This is a genomic window from Nocardia sp. X0981 (genome assembly GCF_977089955.1).
The window spans coordinates 6,224,781-6,246,781 of the sequence record NZ_OZ372435.1 but is presented as its reverse complement, the minus strand read 5'-3'; the positions used below and the strand labels follow the sequence as shown (position 1 = coordinate 6,246,781).

Genomic DNA, 22,001 nt, shown 5'->3' with positions numbered 1-22,001 from the left:
CGTGCTCAGCGCCACCAGTTGTCGAGCGGTGTGACCGGGACCGTCCGCTTGTGGCGGGTCCGGGTGAAGATCTCCTCGATACGCTCGGCGACCTCGGCCGATACCTCCTCGCCCTCGAGGTAGTCGTCGATTTCGCTGTATCGCAGGCCCAGTGCTTCCTCGTCCGGCAGCGCGGGACGATCGTCCTCCAGATCGGCGGTCGGCACCTTCGACGACAGCCGCGCCGGAGCGCCGAGCTCCTGGAGCAGGGCCGCGCCCTGCCGTTTGGTGAGACCGGTCAGCGGGGTCACGTCCACGCCGCCGTCACCGTATTTGGTGAAGAAACCGGTTACCGCCTCGGCGGCGTGATCGGTGCCGACCACCAGCAGGTTCTCCTGACCTGCGATCGCGTACTGGATCACCATCCGTTCGCGCGCCTTGATATTGCCGCGGACGAAATCCCGTAATTTGCCGACCTTCAGCGCCGAGGCCACCTCGGCCGCCACCGCGTTCGCACCCGGGCGGACGTTGACCACCACGGATTCGTCGGGGGCCACGAAGGTCATCGCGATCCGGGCGTCGGCCTCATCGGCCTGCACCCCGTAGGGCAGCCGCACCGCGACGAAACGCGCCTCGTGGCCGTCGGCGCGTAGCTCCTCGGTGGCGAGCTGGCACAGCCGCCCGGCGAGCGCGCTGTCCTGGCCACCGCTGATACCCAGTACGAAACCTTTTGCGTGAGCGGCGCGCAGATAGTCCTTCAGGAAATCGACGCGGCGCCGTACCTCGTTCCCGGGATCGATACTCGGCAGCACACCCAGTTCGGCGATGATCTGTTCACGCAGGTTTCCCATGCCGGATCACTCTACTGCGCTCCCGGACCAGCGACGCGGCGAACAAGGGCTTCCCAGTTGTTGCCTATCTGCTCACGGCTGTAGCCGAGTGTCCGGATCTGGTGCAGGACCAACCCGGCCGACAGCGCGGACAGCAGGATATCGGCGAGGAGTCCGCTGTCGCCCGGGGTGCCCGCCTCCCGCAACAGTATCGCCACATGGGTTTTCAGCAGGCGGTACGGCTGACTGTTGTAATGCTGTTCCGGGGCACCCAGTTCGGCCGCGCGATACAGTTCGCCCTCGACCTCGATATCCAGTAGCCGGGCTCGTCCGAAGGCGACCAGCCGATCCACCGGCGGCGCGCCGGGCCCCAGCGGTGGCGGGCCGAAGATGAACGCCTCTTGCGCGAGGGTCTCCGAATGATCCAGCAGCGCGTACATGAGTCCGGTGCGGTTGCCGAAGCGCCGGAACACGGTGCCTTTGCCGACTCCGGCCCGTTTGGCCAGCGCGTCCATGGTCAGGGCGTCCGCCCCGTGCTCGCGGACCAGCTCTTGGGCCGCGTCGAGCAGTCTGCGGCGGTTGCGAGCGGCGTCGGCGCGTTCCGCGGGGCCGGCCGCGCCGGGTAGCTCGGGTCCTACGGGTTCGGGGGGAAGTATCCGCAAGGGAAGGGACCCGAGGGTCTCCGCGTCCGGTACGACGGGCCGTGCCGTCTCACCGGGGCGGGGTGTGTCGTAGTTCACGGCGGTGTGCGCCCCTTCGAGGAATGTAACGGACCGCGGTCCGGTTGATTCGGATCAGTGGGATCGTCACACAACTAGTACCGCAGGAGTGAACATGAGTCAGGCCCATATCGTCGTCCTCGTCGGTAGCCTTCGCGGCGACTCGATCAGCCGGCAGGTGGCCGAGGCCGCCGCCGCCACCGCACCCGCCGGTGCCGAGCTCTCGATCTACGAGGGCCTTGCCGATATTCCGTTCTACAACGAGGACATCGACATCGCGGACGCGGTACCGGCCACCGCCGCGGCTCTGCGCGACGCGGTGGCGGCGAGCGACGGTCTCCTCTTGGTCACTCCGGAATATAACGGGACCCTGCCCGCCGTGCTGAAGAACGCGATCGATTGGCTGTCCCGGCCGTACGGCACAGGTGCGATCAGCGGTAAGCCGGTGGCTGTCGTGAGTGGTTCCATCAGCCCGAACGCCGCCAAGTGGGCGCACGGTGACGCCGTCAAGGCCGTCGGGATCGCGGGCGGCAAGGTCGTGGAGGAGGCGCACCTGCACTTCGCCACCTGGGGTGAGCGTTTCGGCGCGGCCCACCCGCGCGAGCATGCCGAAACGCTGGGCGAGCTCACGGGTGCGGTGCGGGTGCTCGTCGATGCCGCCAGTGGTGAACTCGTCTCCGCCTGAGGGCTGAGGTCGCGGCCGGGGCCGCCTCGTCGTGGTGCGTGGGTTCACGCACGTGGACGGGGCGGCTCTCCTGTTCTCCGGGGCGGCGGTCCCTGGGGCTTGTCCGCGATGCGAGAGGGGCTGCTGTGGTTGCGGCGACGGGTGTGACGGCCGTCGCCTTCTGTGTTTGCTGAAAAGGAACTGGATCCTCGGGATTTGTGATCTGGAACACGGCGGGTGCGGTGTGTCGAGTTGCTGTCCTGCGACTTACATCCCTGAAATCACACTGTTGTGACTCGCAACATCTCGTGTCGTTTCCGTATGTCGGCCACTAGGTGTAGTGTCATCGGTACCTGGAGACGGCGGCGCAACCGGCCCGCCGGCAATGGGTGGAACCGGCCTCGACATGGCGTTTCGGGGCTGGTCCTCGGAGTTTGCGCAGGATCATCCGATCGCGCCGACGACACCGCATCGCATACCGATCCCGGGGATCGACGCGCGCGGTGGGTTCGGCCCGGAGGCCGCCGGCGGCCCGTTGCCACACGGAGCCGCGCACACCGCACATTGGCACAGGAGAGAGGGACTCGAATGATCACCGTGTACACCAAGCCCGCTTGCGTCCAGTGCAATGCCACCTACAAAGCGCTCGACAAGGCCGGGGTGGAATACCGGATCGTCGATATCTCCGAGGACGCCGATGCCCGCGACTACGTGATGGCGCTCGGCTACCTGCAGGCTCCCGTCGTCGTCGCCGGCGACGAGCACTGGTCCGGCTTCCGGCCGGACCGTATCAAGGCGCTGGCCACCGTCGCCGCCTGAGCGCACGCGCGCCCGAGCCGTCGGGCGGCAGGGGAGGTGAGATGTCCGAATCGCCGGCGCTGGTCTACTTCTCCAGCGCTTCGGAGAACACGCACCGATTCGTCGAGAAGCTGAATCTCCCGGCCCTGCGGATCCCCCTGCGCACCGGCGAGACACTGCGCGTCGACGAACCCTACGTGCTGATCGTCCCCACCTACGGGGGTGGTCGGCACGTCTTGGGTTCGGCTCGTTCCGACAAGGAATTCGTACCGCGTCAGGTCGCCAAGTTCCTCAACGATCCGCACAACCGTGCGCTGTTGCGCGGGGTGATCGCGGCGGGGAACACGAATTTCGGCGACACTTTCTGCTTTGCGGGTGAGGTGATCTCGCGTAAATGCGGGGTGCCCTACCTGTACCGCTTCGAACTCATGGGAACCGCCGAGGACGTCGCCCGCGTCCGAGAGGGATTGGGATTGTTTTGGCAGCAACAACGACAGCACCAGCAGGTATGACGGCCCGGCTGGAGCAGCCCCCGCAGCGTGCCGGCGAACCCGGTGAGGTCTTGGACTACCACGCCCTCAACGCGATGCTGAACCTGTACGGACCGAACGGGGAGATCCAGTTCGACAAGGACCGGGAAGCCGCCCGCCAGTACTTCCTGCAGCACGTCAACCAGAACACCGTCTTCTTCCACAACCTCGACGAGAAGCTCGACTACCTCCTCGAGGAGAACTATTACGAGCCCGAGGTGCTGGCGCAGTACAGCCGGGCCTTCGTGAAGAAGCTGTTCCAGCAGGCCTACGCCAAGAAGTTCCGGTTCCCCACCTTCCTCGGCGCGTTCAAGTACTACACCTCCTACACGCTGAAGACCTTCGACGGAAAGCGTTACCTCGAACGGTTCGAGGACCGGGTGTGCATGGTCGCGCTCACGCTGGCCGCCGGGGACGAGGAACTCGCGAGCAAGCTCGTCGACGAGATCATCGACGGCCGCTTCCAGCCGGCCACCCCTACCTTCCTCAATTCGGGTAAGAAACAGCGCGGCGAGCCGGTGTCGTGTTTCCTGCTGCGCATCGAGGACAATATGGAGTCCATCGGCCGCTCCATCAACTCGGCGCTGCAGCTGTCCAAACGCGGTGGCGGTGTGGCCCTGTTGCTCAGCAACATCCGGGAGCACGGCGCACCGATCAAGAAGATCGAGAACCAGTCCTCCGGCGTCATCCCCATCATGAAACTGCTGGAGGATTCGTTCTCCTACGCCAATCAGCTCGGCGCGCGCCAGGGTGCGGGTGCGGTGTACCTGCACGCCCACCACCCCGATATCTACCGCTTCCTGGACACCAAGCGGGAGAACGCGGACGAGAAGATCCGGATCAAAACCCTCTCCCTGGGGGTGGTGATCCCCGATATCACCTTCGAACTGGCCAAGAAGAACGAGGACATGTACCTCTTCTCGCCGTACGACGTGGAACGTATCTACGGTAAGCCGTTCGCCGATATCGACGTCACCGAGAAGTACTACGAGATGGTCGACGACAAGCGGATCCGCAAATCGAAGATCAAGGCGCGCGAGTTCTTCCAGACCATCGCCGAGCTGCAGTTCGAATCCGGTTACCCCTACATCATGTTCGAGGACACGGTGAACCGGGCCAACCCGATCGCCGGCAAGATCACCCATTCGAACCTGTGCTCGGAGATCCTGCAGGTCTCCACCCCGTCGGTCTACAACGACGACCTCAGCTACGCGAAGGTGGGCAAGGACATCTCCTGCAACCTGGGGTCGTTGAACATCGCCAAGGCGATGGATTCCCCGGATTTCGCGCGCACCATCGAGGTGGCGATCCGGGCGCTCACCGCGGTCTCCGATCAGACCCATATCAACTCGGTGCCCTCGATCGAACAGGGCAACAACTCCTCCCACGCCATCGGCCTCGGTCAGATGAATCTGCACGGGTATCTGGCGCGGGAGCGGATCCACTACGGGTCCGAGGAGGGTATCGACTTCACCGACATCTACTTCTACACCGTGGTCTACCACGCGTTGCGGGCCTCGAATCTGCTGGCCCGGGAACGCGGGACCTACTTCGGTGGTTTCCCGGAGTCGAAGTACGCCAGCGGTGAGTACTTCGACAAGTACACCGACCAGGTGTGGGAACCGAAGACCGAACGGGTCGCGCGGTTGTTCGCCGACGCCGGTATCCACATCCCCACCCAGCAGGATTGGCGGGAGCTGAAGGCCGCGGTCATGGAACACGGCCTGTACAACCAGAACCTGCAGGCCGTCCCGCCGACCGGTTCGATCTCCTACATCAACCACTCCACCAGCTCCATCCACCCGGTGGCGTCGAAGATCGAGATCCGCAAGGAAGGCAAGATCGGCCGCGTCTACTATCCGGCCCCGTACATGACCAACGACAATCTGGACTACTACCAGGACGCGTACGAGATCGGCTACGAGAAGATCATCGATACCTACGCCGCGGCCACCCAGCATGTGGACCAGGGCCTGTCGCTGACCCTCTTCTTCAAGGACACGGCCACCACCCGCGACCTGAACAAGGCCCAGATCTACGCCTGGCGCAAGGGCATCAAAACCCTCTACTACATCCGCCTGCGGCAGATGGCGCTGGAGGGCACCGAGGTCGAGGGCTGCGTGAGCTGCATGCTCTGAGTTCCTGGAGTACGCATCCACGACGAAGGTGCCACCGGTATCGGTGGCACCTTCGTGGTTGGTGCGGTATCGGTCGCCGACCTCTCTTCGCACACGGAAGTGCGATAGCATCGCATAGCATCAACCGCTATGCTGGGGTGTATGACCAGGACGATCAGCCAGGCCGAGCTACGCAATGGCAGCGCCGGCGTCATGGATGCCCTGGAAGCGGGCGAGGATTTCGTCATCACCCGCAACGGGCGGCCCGTCGGCGAACTGCGTCCCATCACCCCGCGCCACGGCCTGACGACCGCCGAACTGAAAAAGCGACTCGCCAGGTTCGCGGGTACTATGAATGCCGCGGACGAGCGTGCGGAAATCGACGCCGCTTTCGGAGCGGACAGACTGGATGACTGAACCGGGAGAGAAGTTCCGTCACCCCGTCGGCCTGCTGGATACCTGTGTACTCATCGATGTGAGCACCATCGACGACGTGTACCTGCCGATCCAGCCGAAAATCAGCACGGTGACGCTCGCGGAGCTGGGCCTGGGGGTAGCCCTGGCCTCGGACGCGGCAACGCTTGCGCTTCGTACCGAACGGCTCCTGGAGCTGGAGCATGCTTTCGACGCGCTGCCGTTCTCTTCCACAGCGGCGCGACGATTCACCTCGATGGCGAAATTGGTGCGCGCGTCCGGGCGGAATCCCAAACCGCGCAAGATGGATCTGATGATCGCCGCTATCGCCTCGGCGAACGATCTGCCCTTGTTCACCCGCAACGCAGATGATTTCAAAGGTCTGGATCCGTTGCTGACAGTAGTCGCGCTCTGAAAGTTCGCCGCCCGAGTGCTAAGTCTCGGTTGTCGGTCGGTGGGACTCGAACTAGCCGGTGAGCGCGGGCAGGACCTCCCGTTCGAAGAGTTCGATACCGCTGGTGTCGTAGGCCGCTTCCGGGAAGTTGAAGATGGCGTAGCCCAGCCCGCGATCGCGGACGGCGGTCAGTTTCTCCACGATCTGTTCCGGGGTGCCGACCGCCGCGCCGCCGTTGTTCAGGTTGTCGACGTAGGCGCGGGCCTTCTCCTCGCCCAGGACCGGGGCGATCCGGGCGGCGTGCTCGGATTTGCGCTGTTCGACCTCGGCCTCGGTGGCCCCGATCGCGACATTGAAGTTGGCACTGCGCACGATGGCGTCGAAATCGGTGCCCACCTCGGCGCAATGCGCGCGCAGGATCTCCGATTTGTGGGTGAACTCCTCGGGGCTGTTACCGGCGAAATTGGTGTAGTTCGCGTATTTCGCGGCGATACGCAGGGTTTTCTTCTCGCCTCCGCCCGCGATCCACAGCGGCAGGCCGCCCTCCTGTGCGGGGAGCGGGCGTACGATCGCGCCGTCCACCTGGTAGTAGCGGCCGTCGAGGGTGGCGGTACCGGTCCGCCATGCCTGCCGGAAGATCTGCACACCCTCGTCGAGGCGGCCCAGCCGCTCGCCGGCGGTGGGGAAGCCGTATCCGTAGGCCCGCCATTCGTGTTCGTACCAGCCACCGCCGATACCCATTTCGGCGCGGCCGCCGGAGATCAGGTCCACGGTGGCCGCCACCTTCGCCAGGTAGGCGGGGTTGCGGTAGCTGATCGCGGTACACATCTGCCCCAGGCGCACCCGGGATGTGGTGGCGGCGAAGGCCGACATCAGCGTCCACGCCTCGTGGGTGGCCTCCTCGGTGGGTTCGGGCACGGTGTGGAAGTGGTCGTAGACCCACAATGATTCCCATACCGGGTTCGCGTCGGTGCGTACCGCGAGATCACGCATCGCCGCCCAGTGGGCGCCGGGTTCGATACCCACCAGGTCGAGCCGCCATCCCTGAGGGATGAAGATTCCGAAGCGCACAGCACTCTCCTCCGATATCGGGCCCGCCGGGGCCACAGTGGGACAAACCTCGAGCTCCACTCTGGCGAGAGTCCGTCGCCGCGGCAACGGTTGTGCGCTGTCCGCGCCGAATTCCGAGTCCACACGAGCCCTTGACCATTACGCGGCGTCATAGTCGAAACTGGCCGCATGAAGATCAGCGAGGTCGCCGCCGCGGCCGGGACCACCCCGCGGGCGGTGCGGCACTATCACCGGCTCGGGCTGCTACCGGAGCCCTCCCGGCGGCAGAACGGCTACCGCGCGTACGGAATCGCCGAGCTGGCGCGGCTCATGCGTATCCGCTGGCTGGCCGAGCACGGGCTACCGCTGGGCTCGGTGGCCGCGGTGCTGGCCGAGGAGGCCGGGACATCGGACACCGACGATCTACGGGCCGACCTCATCGCGCTGCACGACGATATCTCCCGCAGTATCGCCGAGCTCACCCGCAAACGGGACCGGCTGGGCCGGATGCTCGCCACCACGGCGACCGGGCGCCCACCGACGGCGCTCCCGGAGAATGTGGCCGCCGCGCTCGACCGGGCCCGGGAACAGGCCGACGACCTGGAACGCGCGGCCCTCGACCAGGAGCGTGACCTCTTGGAGGTCCTGGCCGTCTCCGGGCGCGCACCCGACGAGATGTTCGCCTGGTTCGCCCAGGCCCTCACCGATTCGAGCACCCGCGAGAGCCGACGCCGGATACTGCGCGAGTGGGACCGGCTGAGTGGCCGGCCGGTAGCCGTATGCGGCGAGCGGATCGAGGCGGTGGCCCGGGATATGGCCGTCCTGTTGCGGAGTACCGGCATCGACGCCGTCCTGGCGGCGGCCGGGTCCGTGCCCGATACCGGAACCGGGCGGCTCGCGGTGGATACCCTGCTGCCCGATCCCGCGCAGCGTGCCGTGATACTGCGGACACTGGAACTGCTGGCATCCGGCGCCGAGGGCGACCGGCCGTGACGGGGGCGCCGGTCTCCCGGCCGCCGCGCGACCGGGCCCGCACCGCTCGTGCCCTGTGGTTCTGGGCGCGCCGCACCACCGATATAGCGGAGAGCGGGTATCGGCCGCTGCGGGCCGCCGAGGGAACCCTGGCCCTGCCGCTGGCCTTCGTGGTGGCGACGTTGATCGAAGTCGTGGTCCTGCACCTGCTGGTGCCGTGGGCGTGGGCGAGCGTCGTACTGGGCGTGCTGTCCCTGTGGTCGCTGCTGCTGGTGCTGGGCGCGGTGGCCGGCGATATCGCCTATCCGCACTATCTGACCGACCGGGAACTGGTACTGCGCCGCGCCGGCCGGCGGGTGGCGGTGATCCCGCTCGACCGGATCGCCGCGGTGATCGCGCGCCGCCGCTACGACCACACCGGCACGGTGGTGGACGCGGGCCGGTTGTTCCTGGCCGGTCCCGACGGCACCACGGTGGATCTGGTCCTGCGCGACGAGGTCGATGTGCGGGTCGAATCGCTGCTGCCCGGCAGCCGGTTCTCCGGTGTGGTGCGGTGGATCAGCCTGTATCTGGACGAGCCGTTTCCCGCGGGTGTCGTCCCGAGCCCGCGCGCCGGACGCCGGGTGCCGGGCTCGGCCGCACCTACCGAAACAGGTATGCCCCGGGGCGATCGACCCTCGTGAAGTACCCCGGGTGCCATCACGCTGGAGCAAACCGTCGGCACCATTCCATGAGGGTCTGCATGTATTCACTCGAATCAGAGAGCACCGGTAGCGTCGGCGCGCAGCGCATGGCCGGCACGTTGATGATCCGCAGATGCGCGCGTTGCGACAAACTGTTCGCGCCGCTGACCATCGAATGCTCGTCGTGTGCCTCCGACAGCCTCGACTGGGTCCCGTCGTCCGGTACGGGTTCCATCCTGTCGTGGCGGGTGGTGGATCGGGCCGTCGTCGACCGCTGCGGCGGGCCGCTGCCGGTGACGATCGCCATCGTCGAACTCGACGAAGGTCCGTGGGTCTACACGTCCATCGAGGGGGAGGTGCCCGTGCTCCCGAGCCGCCCGGTGCGGGTGCGGTTCCAGCCGAAGCCCCGGACGGACAGGTTTCCGGTTTTCGCCGTCGGTGCCGAGCCCGAAATGCGCTGAACGTCCCGGCGGCCGAAGTTCAGCGGAGCCGGTAGAAGCGCCAGAACCCGAAGTTCTCGATGGGCAGGACATCGATTGTGTCGAAGCCCGCGCCGAGGGCGTAGCGGCGCAGGGTTTCCGGCCGCATAACGGTGCCCGTTCCGGCGCTCGGCCGGCTCGACATCCCGTCGGGCAAACAAATGAACAGGCTGAACCCGTACATCAGCCGTTCCACCTCGTCACCGTCCGGCGCGAATTCCGCGGCGACCGCTTCATCCGCCACGATCAGTGAGCCGCCGGGCCGCAGTGCCCGCCGAACGGCCGCCAGCACCTCGACCGGGCGCGGCATATCGTGCACGCATTCGAAGGCGAACGCGATATCGAACTCGCCTGCGGTGAAGTCCGCCGCATCCGCGAGCCGGAAGGCGCAGCGGTCCGCCACACCCGCCGTGGCCGCATTGCCGACCGCCATCCGCACCGACGGTGCGTCGATGTCCACCCCCTGTACCCGTGCCGCCGGGTAGGCGCGGGCCAGTGCGATACTCGACCACCCCCCACCGCAGCCGATATCGAGGATCCGGGCGGCGGGTGCGCGCAGCACGGCCTCCACATCGGGCACGGAGGCCAGGGCGTCGGCGAGCCGGTGCTCGTACCAGGGCCGGTTACCGTCGGCCTGGGCTTCGCGCGCGTTGTCGCCGAGTTCGTCCCAGCTCACGCCGCCGCCGGTGCGATAGGCGTCCAGCAGTTTCGGCAGCGCCGGACCGGCCGCGCCGAACAAGCGGCCGTAGGGGGCCAGATAGTTCAGGCTGTGCTCGTCGGCCAGCACCTCGGCGGTGCCCGGCGGGATGGCGAACACCCGCTCGTCGGCATCCCCGTCGCGCTGCACGGTCAGCAGTCCTGTCACTGCCTGCTGTTCCAGCCACTCCCGGGCGTAACGCGGGTGGGTCGCGGTGCGCCCGGCCAGTTCCGCGGCCGTCGCGGGGCCGTGTTCGGCGAGGCTGCGATACCAGCCCAGGCGGTCACCGACGAATACGGCCAGTACGTCCACGGTGCCCAGGACCGCCTGGAAGAGCCGGTCGGCCACGGCCGTGGCGGAATTGGCGTCCATGCGGCAACTATCCTCCGCGAGCAGCGCATTGTCAGCTACCCGCTCCGGCGGGACCGTCGGCCGGGTGCCGCCGGACCCGCCGGGCGCGGTGGGGATCGCTCGCGGCGACCCGTGATTCGCTCCTCCCCGCCGCGGACACGCCCGGGATAAGGAAACGCCGTGTGACCAACGTTGCGATGCGGGATTCTCACGGGTGGGATGTATTCTGCAGAGGGATGCGTTCGTATCCATGAACTTTTCACTTCAGGTAGTGGGCGTGCTCCGGCGCGTGCGGCGACCGGCGACTCAGGAGGAGGTGGTGTTGCGATGCGCAGCGAACCCCCCAGTCGAAGGCCGCGCGGCGCCGTCCGCCCGTAGATCCGCCAGCAGTTCCCGCCGGCGGTAGCGGCCCGGCACGGCGCCTCGCGGTGTGACTCCTCATCGAATCACTCGCTACTCATGCTGTGCCGAGGACTTCTCATGTCGCAGATCGAACTCATCGAAGCGCCGACGACGCTGTCGGAAACCCTCCAGGACGTGGTCGAACGCCATCGCGTCGACGCCGCGCTGCGCTGGCTGGAGAATCATCCCCCGCACGTCATCGCCGACGAACTCGCCCGGATGGACGCCGTCGAGGCCGGGGTGGCGTTCCGTTTGCTGGACAAGGACCTGGCGCTGGCGGTGTTCGAGGAACTCGAACCCGTCGACCAGCAGCAGATCCTGCAGGGCCTGCGCGATCAGAGTTTCCGCGAACTCGTCGAAGGTATGGCCCCCGACGACCGCGCCCGGATGCTGCGCGAAGCCCCCGCGAAGGTGGCCAAGAAGGCGCTGGCCGGGCTGAGCCCGCGGGAGCGCCGGATGACCGCCGCGCTGCTCGGCTACCCCGAGGGGTCGGTGGGGCGGTACATGTCGCCGGAGGTCGTCGCGATCCCGGGAAATCTGACCGTCGCCGATGCGCTGCGCACCGTCCGCGCCAAGGGCGGTAATGCCGAAACCGTGTACACCCTGCCGGTGGTGGACGCCGGCCGCCGGTTGCAGGGCATCGTGGAACTGCGTGAACTGGTGCTGACCGGCCCGGAGACCATGGTCGCGGATCTGGTGGTCACCGAGCCCGCGTTCGTCCGGGCCACCGATTCGGCCGAGAAGGCCGCGCGGCTGATGCGCGAGACCAACGACATCAACCTGCCGGTGGTCGACAGCGAGGACCGGCTGGTGGGGCTGCTCACCATCGACGACGCCGTCGAGGTGATCGAGGCCGCCGACAGCGAGGACGTGGCGAAACAGGCCGGGTCCGCGCCGTGGACCGGCCACTACATGGCGGCCGGGGTCTTCCAGTTGGCCCGTTACCGCGCGCTGTGGCTGATGCTGCTGCTGGTGGCCGCGACCCTCACGGTGAGTGTCACCGGTTTTTTCGAGACCACCCTCGAGCAGGCCGCGCAGTTGGCGCTGTTCATCCCGTTGCTGATCGGCGCGGGCGGTAACGCGGGTGCCCAGGCGGCCACCGCCTGTGTCCGCGCGGTAGCGGTCGGCGAGGTGCGGGGCAGCGATCTGTTCAAGGTCATCTGGCGTGAGTGCCGGGTGGGCCTGGTGCTCGGGTCGATGCTGGCGGCGGTGGGGGTGGTGATCTGCGCGTTGTTCGTGGGCCCGCCGATCGCCGCGGTCGTCGCGATCACGCTGGTCCTCATCTGTGCCTGGGCGGCCACCATCGGCGGTACGATGCCGCTGCTGGCCAAGCGGTTGCGCATCGACCCGGCGGTGGTATCGGCGCCGATGGTCACCACGCTGGTGGACGCGACCGGTCTGATCATCTACTTCACGACCGCGAAACTCGTGCTGGGAATCTGAGCCGAGCCCGCCCGGCGCTCTCGGAGACCGGGCTGCTCACCGTCCTGTTCGCCGCAGAATATGCGGTGAACAGGCATGGCGTCGCCGCCGGTGGAGTGTCCACCGTGCTGATTCGATACCCCGAATCACTGGAGGGGCGGCTCCGGTTTTGCCAGAGTAGCCGCATGCTGTTGTTCACCAGTGAGCCGCCCGCCTCCTTCGAATCCTTCGACGGAACCACTATCCACTACCGGCGGGCCGGGTCGGGCTCGCCGGTGATCATGATCCACGGGTCCGGCGGCGGTCTGCACTCCTGGCAGCCGGTGGCCGAGCACCTACCGGACCGGTTCGATCTGTGGTTGCCCGCCCGCCGCGGATACCCGCCCAGCGGTCCCGGTCACGCGCCGAAACATTTCGCCGACGAGGTGCGCGATCTGTGGGGCATCGTCGAGATGATCGGTCGCCCGGTTCATCTGGTCGGCATGTCCTACGGTGCCAACGTCGCCCTGCACGCGGCGGCTTCCGGTCTGCCGGTCCGGTCCCTGGCGTTATGGGAGCCGCCGTTGTTCGCGGCGGGCGCGGAACTCGCACCGGTGCTGGCCCGGTTCGAGAAGCTCACGGCCGCCGGCGAGCGCCGGCAGGCCACCCGGCTGCTGGCCGAGAAGGTGGCCCGTGTTCCGGCAGCCCTGGTGGAAGGCGCGGACGACGAGGGCGAACCGGACCCGGACGAGCCGGACGACTCCTACGGCTGGAGCCGCGACCTAGAATCGCTGATCGCGGATACCACCTATCTGGATCGCTGGTCGACCGTCACCACCCCGGCCCTGCTCATGCGCGGCGGCGAAACCTGGCAGCCGATGCCGGAGACCATCGAGCGGCTCGCCACGGTCATGCCCCACGCCATCCTCGAGACCTTCCCGGGGCAGATGCATTTCGCACCGTCCACCGTTCCCGAGACCGTGGCCGCCGCTCTCGACGCCTTTCTGACCTGATCGCTTTCCCTCAGCGCTCCCATAGTTTCCACATGGACATCTCTTTGTCGTAGGTACGTACCCGGTCCACCGCGTGGCCCAGATCGTGGCCCGCGGTCAGCTCGTAGCACAACAGGAGAACGGCTACGAACGCGGCGTGCCCGTCCGGTGAACCGGTGGGCGCGAAGTGGGCGCCGGCGCCCGCCTCGAGGAACGACTCCGCCAGGGCCTCGTCGCCGGTTTCGCAGCCGGTGCAGATCACGGTGCTTCCCGGAATTCGCAGGTATTCGCGCACGTGTTCGGGCTCGAGTTCGTCGAGGAACGGCTGGACTTCGGCTACCGGCCCACCGAGCTCCGGGAGCAGGATGCGGCCGTCCGAACCGTGGCAGCTCACGATCACATAGGGGGCGATCGGCCGGTCGCCGCCCAGGGCCGCCAGCACATGACGGCTCTGGCCGATCGGGAAGTAGCCGACGCGGATCCCGAATTCCTCGAGCGAATCCCGCACCAGGCGGGCGGAGGGGTCGTCGATGGCGAGCAGATCTGCTCCGGTCCAGCCGAGTTCGCCGCCGACGACTTCCTCGATCCGCGGAATACTCACCGTCCCAACGTAACAGGATCTGACACGCGGAAGGTGGCCCGGCAGTGGGCACCCACAACGGTCGTTGTGGGTGCCCATTCGTCCGTTCGGGGGATGACTCGCCGTCAGCGACCGCACCGAGCTCCCGGGGACAACGGTCAGGCGACGGTGGCGTCGACGGTGACGGGGATGTTGCCTCGGGTGGCGTTGGAGTAGGGGCACACCGCGTGCGCGGCCGCGACGAGTGAATCGGCGGTGTCCTGGTCGATGTCGCCGAGTTCCACGTGGAGTGCGGCGGAGAGGCTGAAACCGCCCTGCTCGGTGCTGTGTACGCCGATCTCGGCGACGACGGCCGAATCGGTGAGGGTGATCTTCTGGCCGGCGGCCACAGCCTTCAGCGCCGAGTGGAAGCAGGAGGCCCAGCCGGCGGCGAAGAGTTGCTCGGGGTTCGTCGCGCCGCCCGGCCCGCCCATTTCGCGTGGGACGGCGAGGGTGATATCGATCAGGCCGTCGTTGCTGGCCGTGCGTCCTCCGGCGCGGCCGTCGCCGGTCGAGGTGGCGATGGCGGTGTAGAGGGAATCGGACATGGTGGGTTTCTCCTTCTGTGGTGGGTTTTCGGGTGGATGGGGCCGGCGGCCACGTCGGCCGGCTCAGCCGGTGGAATTTGGGTTCGTGTTCGTGGGCTCACCGAGTCTCGGCCGCGCGGCGGTGCAGGCGGATCGCCGAGATCAGGAAGAAGATGCCGCCCAGCGTCGCGTACCCGGCGAGGGTGGTGAGCGAGGCATCCGGTGCACCGGCACTCGCGATGAAACTCGCGCCGGCGAGGGTGGAGATTCCACCGCTGAGGATCATCGCCCACTGGCCGCCGAGCCGATAGCGCCGGATGGCGACGATGAGTTGCACGATGCCCGCGGTAATCGCCCATACGCCCCACACCCGGAGCACATCGGGAATGCCGGAGGCGACAGCCGCGGCCAACCCGAGGGCGGTGAGCAGGCTCAACGCCATATTGATGTAGAGCGGCACCGCCGGTCGCGCGGTACCCGAGGTGCGGAAGTCGATGACGGCAGCGGCCACGTCGAACAGCGGATAGATCAGCAACAGGGTGATGGTGGCCGGGGTGAGTGTCGCGGCGGCCGGGATCAGCAGGGCTGCCCAGACGATGGCGAATCCGAAACGGGCGTAGTACAGGTTCCGCAGCCCCTTGATGCTGCCTGCGGTATCGAGGGCAGGGCCGGCCACGGCGGCGTCGGGCGAGCTGGACATCGGATCTCTCTTTCGATGGACGAGCCGGGGTGTGGCTACTTTGGGGAGATAGAACGATCGGTATACCTGAAGTCTGCGGCGCTCGACTCGAGTTGTCAATACCGATCGTTCTTTCTGCTAGCCTCGAAGGAGAAGCCGGAAGAGGGGAAAGGTCAGATGTCGGAAGCACGCGCGCGACTGCTCGACACGGCGAGTGGACTGTTCTATTCCGAAGGGCTCCACTCGGTGGGCATCGAGCGCATCATCGCCGCCGCCCAGGTGACGCGGGCGACCCTGTACCGGCACTTTCCCGGCAAGGACGACCTCGTCGTCGCCTACCTGACGCAGATCGACGAGGCGATCCGCGCCCAGGTCGACACCGCGCGTAGCGAGAACACATCTGCCGCCGAGGTCGTGCGAGCCGTCGCGCGGACCATCGCCGACAGCATTCAGAGGCCCGGGTTCCGCGGCTGCGCGTTCCTCAACGCGGCGGCCGAATACCCCGACCCCGGCCATCCGGTCCACCGGGCCGTTCTCGCCCACCGGCAGTGGTTCCTGGACACGGTCACCGAAATCCTCGCCGAGACCGGTGACGCCGATCCCGAACCTGCTGCCCGGCACTTCGTCATGCTGCGCGACGGTGCGATGGCGGCCGGTTGCCTGACCGACCCGGCCCCTGTCTGCGAGACGTTCCTGCTCGGGATCGAAGGACTTCTGGACTCTCGCGCACGCACTCGCCGGGAAGCGGGAGAATAGCCTCCCGCGCGCGACCGGCGATCGTCACCGGACGTTTTCCGGACATCTTCCAAACCGTCGTTGCCGATCGGCTTGCGGGTACACACTGAAAACGTGGACATGGACGACCTCGATCTGTTCGCGGAAATCAACACGGTGATCGGGGAACAGTTGTCGCTGGAACGCCGCGCGGCCGGTCTCACCTGCCTGGAGCTCGACAACGCCGCGTTTCTGCTGCCGGGTACGACCATGCATGTGGAGTGGGGCGGGAAGCTGTCGGCGAAGACGCTGGACGCGATCGGCCTGGCGCTGGGGCTCGAGCCGGGAGAGTTCCTGGCCGCGTGCCGGCGGGAGGCCAGGCGCCGGGAGAGCTGAGCCCGCAGCCGCGAGGTCTTTTCCGGAGGGCCCGGGGTCGTGCGCGCCGACGCGGCGTGGCTGCGCGTCCGGTCACCGCGTCGGCCGGAAAGGAGTTCTCTCGTTCAGAGCCGGACGGGTAACCGGGTCGGGCCGTGGATCAGTGTGCTCTCACGGTACGGGCCGGCTTCGCCGTCGAGCGTCATATCGGGGAATCGTTCCAGCAGTGTGCGGAAGGCGACCTCGCCCTCCAGCCGAGCCAGCGGTGCGCCGAGGCAGTGGTGGATGCCGTAGCCGAAGGCGAGGTGGCCCGACGCGTCTCGTGCGACGTCGAGCCGGTCGGCGGCGGCGTAGCGCTCGGGATCGCGGTTGGCGCCGATCAGCGATACGAGGACGAACTGGTCCGCCGGAATCGTCGTGCCGGAGAACTCGATCGGCTCGGTGGTGAACCGGGTGGTCGCCAGGTTGACCGGGCCGTCGTACCGGAGGAACTCTTCCACCGCGTTCGGCACCAGATCCGGATCGCGGTGCAATCTGGAGTGCTGTTCCGGATGGCGCAACAGCGCGAGCATACCGTTGCCGATCAGGTTGACCGTCGTCTCGTGTCCGGCAACGAGCAGGAGAAACGCCATCGCCACCGCCTCGGGGCGGCTGAGCGCATCGCCGTCCGCCGCGGCCCGCACGATCTCGGAGAGTATGTCGTCGCCGGGGTGCGCGGACTTGTCGGCGATCAGATCGGTGAGAAAGGCCGCCATCGCGTCCACGGCGGCGCCGCGCTCGTCGTTCGCGCGGCCGGAGAGCAGCGTGTTCGACCACACCCGGAACTCGTCGCGGCGGTCCTGCGGGACGCCGAGGATTTCGCAGATCACCGTCATCGGTAGGGGGAACGCGAAATGATCGAGTAGGTCGAGCGTGGGCCCCGCGGTGTCCATCTCATCGGCCAATTCGGTGGCGATCTTCTCGATCCGTGGCCGTAACCGGGCGATCGCGCGCATGGTGAAGGCCCGCCCGACCAATTTGCGCAACCGGGTGTGGTCCGGTGGGTCGGCGTTGAGCATATGCCGCACCAGCGATTCGGCGCTCGTCTGCGCCCGGGGCATACCTTCGGTGCGGACGAAGTTCCCGGGGATCCGCCCGGCATCCTTTGTCATCCGCGGGTCGTTGAGGGCGGCGCGGGCGTCGGCGTAGCGGGTGATCATCCAGAACCGCAGGCCGGTCGGTCCGGTCGCGCGGACCACGGGCCGCTCCGCCCGGAGGACACGGTAGAGCGCGTCGGGATCTTCGAAGAACGACCGCTCGAGTTGCAGCGGCGGTGCGTCCTGGCTGGTCGTCATCATCCGGTCCCTGAAGAGTCGGTGGCGTTGTCTGCGCTTCCAGGTTGGCACAGAAGGGCGCGACGAGCCTTGCTGTCACTTCGAGCGCTGCCGCGGGGAGACATCGTCCCGCGTAAGAGCTATCGTTATTCGTAATTACGTAATTACGTATTTTTGGGAGTGGAGATGTTGCGCACGCTCGTGATCGTCGTGGCCGCGGCGCTGCCCGTACTCGCCGGATGCTCGAACGAGGCGGCCGGGGACGGGAAATGCCCACCGATCCCGGCCGGGGACGTGTCCTCGGCCGAGGGATGGCTGGGCCGGATCGACCAGGAGCCGGAGAACATCTCCGTCGCCATCGATGACGGCAGAGGGCATGTGGCAGGACGGCGCGTCGACGACCGGCAGCCCATCGCCTCGGCCGGGAAGATCGTCCCGCTCGCGGCCTACGCCCGCGCGGTCGCGGCGGGAACACTCGACCCGCAAGAACATGTCCCCGTCGCGGAATGGGAGCGCTGGTACTTCCCGGGCACCGACGGGGGAGCGCACGAACGGGCGCGGGCCCGGATCCCCGGTGAGACGGTCACCCTCGACCGGATGGTGAGCGCGATGATCCGCGAAAGCGATAACGCCGTCCCCGATTACCTGCGCAACCGCCTCGGCGACCGCGCACTGGTCGATGCCGCCGAGGCGGGTGGATGGCACGACTATGTGCCGTCAACAAAGCTGGGCGACGTGATCCGCCTGTTCGAACCGGGGATCGTCGACACGTGGTCGGCAGCGCGGCGCTATGCCGCCGACCCGGCGTACCGGGAGGCGCTGCGGTCGAAAACCCCGCCGCCCTATGCCGCGCAAGCGGTGTGGGCCGAGACCACACCGACGGCATCGGCGCGTCAGCTCGCGTCGATGCACCGGGCGATCGCAACCGGCGGCTTCGGGCCGGGCTCGGATATCGCCCGCGCACAACTGGAATGGTTGCCTCCGCCGGCCGGATTCGCGGCGATCGGTTTCAAGGGCGGTTCGTATCCCGGTGTTCTGGCCGACGCATTCTATATGCGTCGATCCGACGGCACGGTCGCGACAGCGGTCCTGCTCGAGCGCCGTATGCCGGAGGCGACGTGGGTGGCCGCGCTGGAGGGCCTGAACGAGCAGGAACTGCTCATCCGGGCCATGGCGGAGCCGCCCACGCTGCGCCGATTAGCGTGTGCGCTATGACCGATGTCGAAACCAAGCTCGCCGAATTGGAGGCACGGATCGAGGCACTGGAAGGACATCACCGGGCCGACGACCCCACCCGGGGGTTCGTCGAATACCACGGTCGTGTCGACTTCGCCGGCGAGGTCGACTGGACCATCCGCTACAGCGCGGCATCGGTACTGCGGCTGCCTGCCAATGACCGGGTGGAAGTGCTTGCCGCGCTGGGGCATCCGATCCGGCTGGCGCTGGCCCAGCTGCTCCTCGACGGCCCGCGTACCGGCACCGAGCTGGCGGAAGCTGTCGGCCTCACCTCCACCGGACAGCTGTATCACCATATACGCGCGCTCTCGTCGGCCGGCATCGTCGAGCAGCACAGCCGTGGCGCTTATCGGATACCCGCACCGAAAGTCGTGCCGGTGCTGGTACTGATGACCGCCGCGGCCGATATCGCCGGCCTGCTCCGCCACTGACCATGCCTTCGGTACCGGCCGTGCCCGGCGCGACATCGGACGCTTCGAACAGCTCCATCGCTTGCCGGACCGGGACGATTCGGTCCTGAAGGGCCGGACCGGAGGACTACACTGCGCGAGGCATCGAACCGGCTGCCGGCTTCCGGCGGCCGCCGAGATTCACCAGGAGGCCGCATGTCGCACGCACCGCAGCCCACGGAAGCCGATCCGGCGCAGCGAATCGCACGGTTGGAGGCGGTGGAGGCGATCAAGGCATTGAAACACCGCTACCTGCGGGCCTGTGATGCCAAGGATCCGAAGACGTTTCGTGACTGCTTCGTCACCGTGGGAGCGACGGTGGACTACGGTGTCCTCGGTTCCTTCGACGCCGACGGTATGGCGGCGGTGTTCGAGAAGATCGCTCTGCAGAAGGTCGACGGGAAGAACGTCGTCCTCGATATGCACCACGGGACGCACCCCGATATCACCGTTCACGACGCCGGACACGCCTCGGGGCGGTGGACGCTGAAGTTCCGCCAGGTGAACCTGCTGGAGAAAACCGAGACGGTGATGACCGGTGAATACGACGACGAATACATCGTCGAGGACGGCCGGTGGAAGATCGCGGCCTGCCGGTTCCGGCAGTACTGGTCGATCACCCGGCCGATCGACGACACCTGCCGGATCGACCGGTAGAAATTCGTGACCCGCGGGTATTCATCCTGCGGATGATGACGCGGTGATCGCCACTACTGTCGAAGGCACGGCCGCGGAGCGGATTTCCGGCGCTTCACCGAGATCGTCGTAACCGGGTCCGTGACGAACTGTGAAGCCCCTGGAACGGCCGGTGCTGTTCGTATTGATCCATACGGTGGCACAACCCTGCTGGGGCCGATGATCTACGTAGGTGGCTATGCGCTCTTCACCCGGGGAGTCGCGGACCGTCGACCGCATCGCGGTCGTGCATCCGGCCTGACCGCTCACGGCATCCAGGAGCCGTCTCCACGGAACGGTATCGCGGGGTCACGGGGAAACGGTGTGGGGGAGGTGGCCGCGGGCGTAGGTGATGGCCGCGCCGGTATCGGTGAACACGTGGTCGGCTCGCTCGGGTAGGGCGTCGAGGGCCGCGAGGCGGCGGTGGTGGTCGTCGCGCAGCCCGGACAGGAGCACGGTGATATTCCGGTGCCGGAGTTTGCTGATGGCGTCTTTGAGTACGAGGGCGCCGGTGGTGTCGAGCGCGGTGATATGGGACATGCGCAGGATGACGACGTGGACATCGGCGACCTCGGCGAGCTCGAGGAGGAAGCGGTGGGCGGCGGCGAAGAACAGCGGGCCGTCGATGCGGTAGGCGACGATATGGTCGCGCAGGAGATCGTGTTCCTCGGTGAGGTGATCGGTCTCGTCGAGGGGGACCTGATGCAGGCGTGCTTCTCTGGCGACGGCCCGCAGCGCCAGCAGGATCGCGATCCCGACACCCACGGCGACGGCGGTGATCAGGTCGAACGCGACAGTGGCGGCGAAAGTGACCGCCATGATCGCGGCATCGCCGCGGGAGGCGCGGGCGATCGCGGCCAGTGAGGCGGTTTCGACCATCCGCACGGTGGTCGCCAGCAGGACGCCGGCCAGGGCTGCCACGGGGATCTCGGCGACCAGTGGTGCGGCGAGGTAGACGATCGCGGTGAGCACGGCGGCGTGGGTGAGCGCGGCGAGGCGGGTGCGGGCGCCGGAGCGGACATTGACGGCGGTGCGGGCGATCGCGCCGGTGGCCGGGACACCGCCGAAAAGCGGTGCGGCGATATTGGCCAGGCCTTGGCCGAACAGTTCGCGGTCGGGGCTGTGGCGGGTGCCGACCGACATCGAGTCGGCGGCGGTCGCCGACAGCAGTGATTCCAGAGCGGCCAGGGCCGCGACGGCGAGAGCGGGAGCAATCAGAGACCCGAGCTGCTCGGGATGCAGGAAACCGAGGGACGGGGCCGGCAGCCCGGCGGGTAGCGCACCGATGCGGGCGAGGTCGAGGCCGAGTGTTTCGGCGACCACGGTGGCGGCGGCGACCGCGACGAGCGCGAACGGCAGTTTCGGCAGATACCTCCCGCCGATGAGGATCGCGGTGGCGACGAGCAGGGCGGTAACCGGTGCGGTGGGGTCGGGATGGTCGAGGTAGCGGCCGATGGCGTCGGAGGCGAGTTGCCACATCTTCTCGCCCTCCGCGTCGGCGACCCCGAGGGCGGAGGGGAACTGCTGCAGCGCGATCACCACGGCGATACCGGCGGTGAACCCTTCGATCACGGGCGCCGGCATATAGCGGACGGCGCGGCCGATACCGGCCATGGCCAGAACGACCAGGATGATGCCGGCCATGAGCCCGACGGCGAGTACGCCGGGGCCGCCGTGCTCGGCCACAATCGGCAGGAGCACCACGGTCATGGCGCCGGTGGGGCCGGACACCTGGAACCGGGAGCCACCGAAGACCGCAGCCACCGCACCGGCGACGATCGCGGTCGCCAGGCCCGCCGCGGCGCCGAGTCCGGAACTGATCCCGAACCCGAGCGCCAGAGGTAGCGCCACGAGCGCGACGATCAACCCGGCGAGTAGGTCCGAGCCGGGGGAGCGCAGGGCCGGGCGCCAATCCGAACCGGTGGGCAGGAGCGCGCGCACG

Annotated in this window: 25 protein-coding genes; 16 read left to right on the top strand and 9 right to left on the bottom strand. The window is 67.5% G+C overall.

Going from position 1 to position 22,001, the window contains the following annotated elements; translation table 11 throughout:
- Positions 1-5: 5 nt before the first annotated feature.
- Positions 6-830 carry an ammonia-dependent NAD(+) synthetase gene (gene nadE / locus ACYR7D_RS27815; protein ID WP_459547462.1) on the bottom strand — a complete coding sequence of 275 codons (825 nt, stop codon included), beginning with the start codon at positions 828-830 and terminating at the stop codon, positions 6-8.
- Positions 831-841: 11 nt separating this feature from the next.
- Positions 842-1,465, bottom strand: a complete 624-nt coding sequence (locus ACYR7D_RS27810) for a TetR/AcrR family transcriptional regulator (protein ID WP_459550318.1) — start codon at positions 1,463-1,465, stop codon at positions 842-844.
- Positions 1,466-1,643: 178 nt separating this feature from the next.
- Between ACYR7D_RS27810 and ACYR7D_RS27805 the strand changes: the two genes are divergently transcribed.
- From ACYR7D_RS27805 to ACYR7D_RS27780, 6 genes are all read left to right on the top strand, one after another.
- On the top strand, positions 1,644-2,213 hold the full coding sequence (locus ACYR7D_RS27805) for an NAD(P)H-dependent oxidoreductase (RefSeq protein ID WP_459547461.1): 570 nt from the start codon (positions 1,644-1,646) through the stop codon (positions 2,211-2,213).
- Between the two features lie 567 nt (positions 2,214-2,780).
- The gene (gene nrdH, locus ACYR7D_RS27800; RefSeq protein ID WP_459547460.1) at positions 2,781-3,011 is read left to right on the top strand and encodes a glutaredoxin-like protein NrdH; all 231 of its coding nucleotides are present in this window, start codon (positions 2,781-2,783) and stop codon (positions 3,009-3,011) included.
- A 41-nt stretch (positions 3,012-3,052) separates the two neighbouring features.
- Entirely contained in the window at positions 3,053-3,502 is a 450-nt protein-coding gene (nrdI, locus tag ACYR7D_RS27795) for a class Ib ribonucleoside-diphosphate reductase assembly flavoprotein NrdI (RefSeq protein ID WP_459547459.1), read from the top strand.
- Positions 3,499-5,658 carry a class 1b ribonucleoside-diphosphate reductase subunit alpha gene (nrdE, locus tag ACYR7D_RS27790; protein WP_459547458.1) on the top strand — a complete coding sequence of 720 codons (2,160 nt, stop codon included), beginning with the start codon at positions 3,499-3,501 and terminating at the stop codon, positions 5,656-5,658. The genes nrdI and nrdE overlap by 4 nt, the downstream gene beginning before the upstream one ends.
- Before the next feature lie 141 nt (positions 5,659-5,799).
- Positions 5,800-6,054: a type II toxin-antitoxin system Phd/YefM family antitoxin gene (locus tag ACYR7D_RS27785; protein ID WP_459547457.1), complete on the top strand. Its 255-nt coding sequence runs from the start codon at positions 5,800-5,802 to the stop codon at positions 6,052-6,054.
- Positions 6,047-6,466, top strand: coding sequence for a type II toxin-antitoxin system VapC family toxin (locus ACYR7D_RS27780; RefSeq protein WP_459547456.1), 420 nt, complete (start codon positions 6,047-6,049; stop codon positions 6,464-6,466). Before ACYR7D_RS27785 ends, ACYR7D_RS27780 begins: the two co-directional genes overlap by 8 nt.
- Positions 6,467-6,517: 51 nt before the next feature.
- Here ACYR7D_RS27780 and ACYR7D_RS27775 read toward each other — a convergent pair whose 3' ends face one another.
- Positions 6,518-7,516: an LLM class F420-dependent oxidoreductase gene (locus ACYR7D_RS27775; RefSeq protein WP_459547455.1), complete on the bottom strand. Its 999-nt coding sequence runs from the start codon at positions 7,514-7,516 to the stop codon at positions 6,518-6,520.
- 168 nt (positions 7,517-7,684) lie between these two features.
- Between ACYR7D_RS27775 and ACYR7D_RS27770 the strand changes: the two genes are divergently transcribed.
- Genes ACYR7D_RS27770 through ACYR7D_RS27760 form a run of 3 tightly spaced genes read left to right on the top strand, consistent with a single transcriptional unit; the run spans position 7,685 to position 9,611 of the window.
- Complete coding sequence (locus ACYR7D_RS27770) at positions 7,685-8,488, top strand: MerR family transcriptional regulator (RefSeq protein WP_459547454.1); 804 nt, start codon at positions 7,685-7,687, stop codon at positions 8,486-8,488.
- Positions 8,485-9,150: a hypothetical protein gene (locus tag ACYR7D_RS27765; RefSeq protein ID WP_459547453.1), complete on the top strand. Its 666-nt coding sequence runs from the start codon at positions 8,485-8,487 to the stop codon at positions 9,148-9,150. Before ACYR7D_RS27770 ends, ACYR7D_RS27765 begins: the two co-directional genes overlap by 4 nt.
- Before the next feature lie 59 nt (positions 9,151-9,209).
- Positions 9,210-9,611, top strand: coding sequence for a Zn-ribbon domain-containing OB-fold protein (locus ACYR7D_RS27760; protein ID WP_459547452.1), 402 nt, complete (start codon positions 9,210-9,212; stop codon positions 9,609-9,611).
- Positions 9,612-9,630: 19 nt separating this feature from the next.
- Here the strand turns inward: ACYR7D_RS27760 and ACYR7D_RS27755 are convergent, their stop codons facing one another.
- Complete coding sequence (locus tag ACYR7D_RS27755; protein ID WP_459547451.1) at positions 9,631-10,698, bottom strand: class I SAM-dependent methyltransferase; 1,068 nt, start codon at positions 10,696-10,698, stop codon at positions 9,631-9,633.
- Positions 10,699-11,157: 459 nt separating this feature from the next.
- Here ACYR7D_RS27755 and mgtE point away from each other — a divergent pair, with 459 nt between their 5' ends.
- A complete protein-coding gene (mgtE, locus tag ACYR7D_RS27750) occupies positions 11,158-12,522 on the top strand; it encodes a magnesium transporter (RefSeq protein ID WP_459547450.1) in 1,365 nt (454 codons plus the stop codon).
- Positions 12,523-12,686: 164 nt separating this feature from the next.
- On the top strand, positions 12,687-13,493 hold the full coding sequence (locus ACYR7D_RS27745) for an alpha/beta fold hydrolase (protein ID WP_459547449.1): 807 nt from the start codon (positions 12,687-12,689) through the stop codon (positions 13,491-13,493).
- 10 nt (positions 13,494-13,503) lie between these two features.
- Here the strand turns inward: ACYR7D_RS27745 and ACYR7D_RS27740 are convergent, their stop codons facing one another.
- The 3 genes from ACYR7D_RS27740 to ACYR7D_RS27730 form a co-directional block, all read right to left on the bottom strand.
- Positions 13,504-14,073 (bottom strand): hypothetical protein, encoded by a 570-nt coding sequence (locus ACYR7D_RS27740; RefSeq protein WP_459547448.1) that lies wholly within the window; start codon positions 14,071-14,073, stop codon positions 13,504-13,506.
- A gap of 137 nt (positions 14,074-14,210) precedes the next feature.
- Positions 14,211-14,639 carry an organic hydroperoxide resistance protein gene (locus tag ACYR7D_RS27735; protein WP_459547447.1) on the bottom strand — a complete coding sequence of 143 codons (429 nt, stop codon included), beginning with the start codon at positions 14,637-14,639 and terminating at the stop codon, positions 14,211-14,213.
- A 97-nt stretch (positions 14,640-14,736) separates the two neighbouring features.
- A complete protein-coding gene (locus ACYR7D_RS27730; RefSeq protein ID WP_459547446.1) occupies positions 14,737-15,318 on the bottom strand; it encodes a hypothetical protein in 582 nt (193 codons plus the stop codon).
- 156 nt (positions 15,319-15,474) lie between these two features.
- Between ACYR7D_RS27730 and ACYR7D_RS27725 the strand changes: the two genes are divergently transcribed.
- Together ACYR7D_RS27725 and ACYR7D_RS27720 are read left to right on the top strand one after the other, a co-directional pair.
- Positions 15,475-16,053 (top strand): TetR/AcrR family transcriptional regulator, encoded by a 579-nt coding sequence (locus ACYR7D_RS27725; RefSeq protein ID WP_459547445.1) that lies wholly within the window; start codon positions 15,475-15,477, stop codon positions 16,051-16,053.
- A gap of 93 nt (positions 16,054-16,146) precedes the next feature.
- Positions 16,147-16,407 carry a hypothetical protein gene (locus tag ACYR7D_RS27720; protein ID WP_459547444.1) on the top strand — a complete coding sequence of 87 codons (261 nt, stop codon included), beginning with the start codon at positions 16,147-16,149 and terminating at the stop codon, positions 16,405-16,407.
- 104 nt (positions 16,408-16,511) lie between these two features.
- On the opposite strand, the gene ACYR7D_RS27715 is transcribed toward ACYR7D_RS27720, so the two are convergent.
- A complete protein-coding gene (locus tag ACYR7D_RS27715) occupies positions 16,512-17,723 on the bottom strand; it encodes a cytochrome P450 family protein (RefSeq protein WP_459547443.1) in 1,212 nt (403 codons plus the stop codon).
- A gap of 162 nt (positions 17,724-17,885) precedes the next feature.
- Here ACYR7D_RS27715 and ACYR7D_RS27710 point away from each other — a divergent pair, with 162 nt between their 5' ends.
- From ACYR7D_RS27710 to ACYR7D_RS27700, 3 genes are all read left to right on the top strand, one after another.
- Complete coding sequence (locus tag ACYR7D_RS27710; RefSeq protein WP_459547442.1) at positions 17,886-18,914, top strand: serine hydrolase; 1,029 nt, start codon at positions 17,886-17,888, stop codon at positions 18,912-18,914.
- Positions 18,911-19,366, top strand: coding sequence for an ArsR/SmtB family transcription factor (locus ACYR7D_RS27705; RefSeq protein WP_459547441.1), 456 nt, complete (start codon positions 18,911-18,913; stop codon positions 19,364-19,366). The genes ACYR7D_RS27710 and ACYR7D_RS27705 overlap by 4 nt, the downstream gene beginning before the upstream one ends.
- A 174-nt stretch (positions 19,367-19,540) precedes the next feature.
- The gene (locus ACYR7D_RS27700; RefSeq protein WP_459547440.1) at positions 19,541-20,041 is read left to right on the top strand and encodes a nuclear transport factor 2 family protein; all 501 of its coding nucleotides are present in this window, start codon (positions 19,541-19,543) and stop codon (positions 20,039-20,041) included.
- A gap of 327 nt (positions 20,042-20,368) precedes the next feature.
- Here ACYR7D_RS27700 and ACYR7D_RS27695 read toward each other — a convergent pair whose 3' ends face one another.
- Positions 20,369-22,000, bottom strand: coding sequence for a SulP family inorganic anion transporter (locus tag ACYR7D_RS27695; protein ID WP_459550317.1), 1,632 nt, complete (start codon positions 21,998-22,000; stop codon positions 20,369-20,371).
- Between the last annotated feature and the right edge of the window lies 1 nt (position 22,001).

Coding starts and splice junctions, on each gene's coding strand:
- ACYR7D_RS27770 (WP_459547454.1), top strand. CDS start 7,685: ATGAAGATCAGCGAGGTCGCCGCCGCGGCCGGGACCACCCCGCGGGCG.
- ACYR7D_RS27760 (WP_459547452.1), top strand. CDS start 9,210: ATGTATTCACTCGAATCAGAGAGCACCGGTAGCGTCGGCGCGCAGCGC.
- ACYR7D_RS27755 (WP_459547451.1), bottom strand. CDS start 10,698: ATGGACGCCAATTCCGCCACGGCCGTGGCCGACCGGCTCTTCCAGGCG.
- ACYR7D_RS27745 (WP_459547449.1), top strand. CDS start 12,687: ATGCTGTTGTTCACCAGTGAGCCGCCCGCCTCCTTCGAATCCTTCGAC.
- ACYR7D_RS27780 (WP_459547456.1), top strand. CDS start 6,047: ATGACTGAACCGGGAGAGAAGTTCCGTCACCCCGTCGGCCTGCTGGAT.
- nrdH (WP_459547460.1), top strand. CDS start 2,781: ATGATCACCGTGTACACCAAGCCCGCTTGCGTCCAGTGCAATGCCACC.
- ACYR7D_RS27785 (WP_459547457.1), top strand. CDS start 5,800: ATGACCAGGACGATCAGCCAGGCCGAGCTACGCAATGGCAGCGCCGGC.
- ACYR7D_RS27725 (WP_459547445.1), top strand. CDS start 15,475: ATGTCGGAAGCACGCGCGCGACTGCTCGACACGGCGAGTGGACTGTTC.
- nrdI (WP_459547459.1), top strand. CDS start 3,053: ATGTCCGAATCGCCGGCGCTGGTCTACTTCTCCAGCGCTTCGGAGAAC.
- nadE (WP_459547462.1), bottom strand. CDS start 830: ATGGGAAACCTGCGTGAACAGATCATCGCCGAACTGGGTGTGCTGCCG.
- ACYR7D_RS27700 (WP_459547440.1), top strand. CDS start 19,541: ATGTCGCACGCACCGCAGCCCACGGAAGCCGATCCGGCGCAGCGAATC.
- ACYR7D_RS27735 (WP_459547447.1), bottom strand. CDS start 14,639: ATGTCCGATTCCCTCTACACCGCCATCGCCACCTCGACCGGCGACGGC.
- ACYR7D_RS27730 (WP_459547446.1), bottom strand. CDS start 15,318: ATGTCCAGCTCGCCCGACGCCGCCGTGGCCGGCCCTGCCCTCGATACC.
- ACYR7D_RS27710 (WP_459547442.1), top strand. CDS start 17,886: ATGTTGCGCACGCTCGTGATCGTCGTGGCCGCGGCGCTGCCCGTACTC.
- ACYR7D_RS27805 (WP_459547461.1), top strand. CDS start 1,644: ATGAGTCAGGCCCATATCGTCGTCCTCGTCGGTAGCCTTCGCGGCGAC.
- ACYR7D_RS27715 (WP_459547443.1), bottom strand. CDS start 17,723: ATGATGACGACCAGCCAGGACGCACCGCCGCTGCAACTCGAGCGGTCG.
- ACYR7D_RS27705 (WP_459547441.1), top strand. CDS start 18,911: ATGACCGATGTCGAAACCAAGCTCGCCGAATTGGAGGCACGGATCGAG.
- nrdE (WP_459547458.1), top strand. CDS start 3,499: ATGACGGCCCGGCTGGAGCAGCCCCCGCAGCGTGCCGGCGAACCCGGT.
- mgtE (WP_459547450.1), top strand. CDS start 11,158: ATGTCGCAGATCGAACTCATCGAAGCGCCGACGACGCTGTCGGAAACC.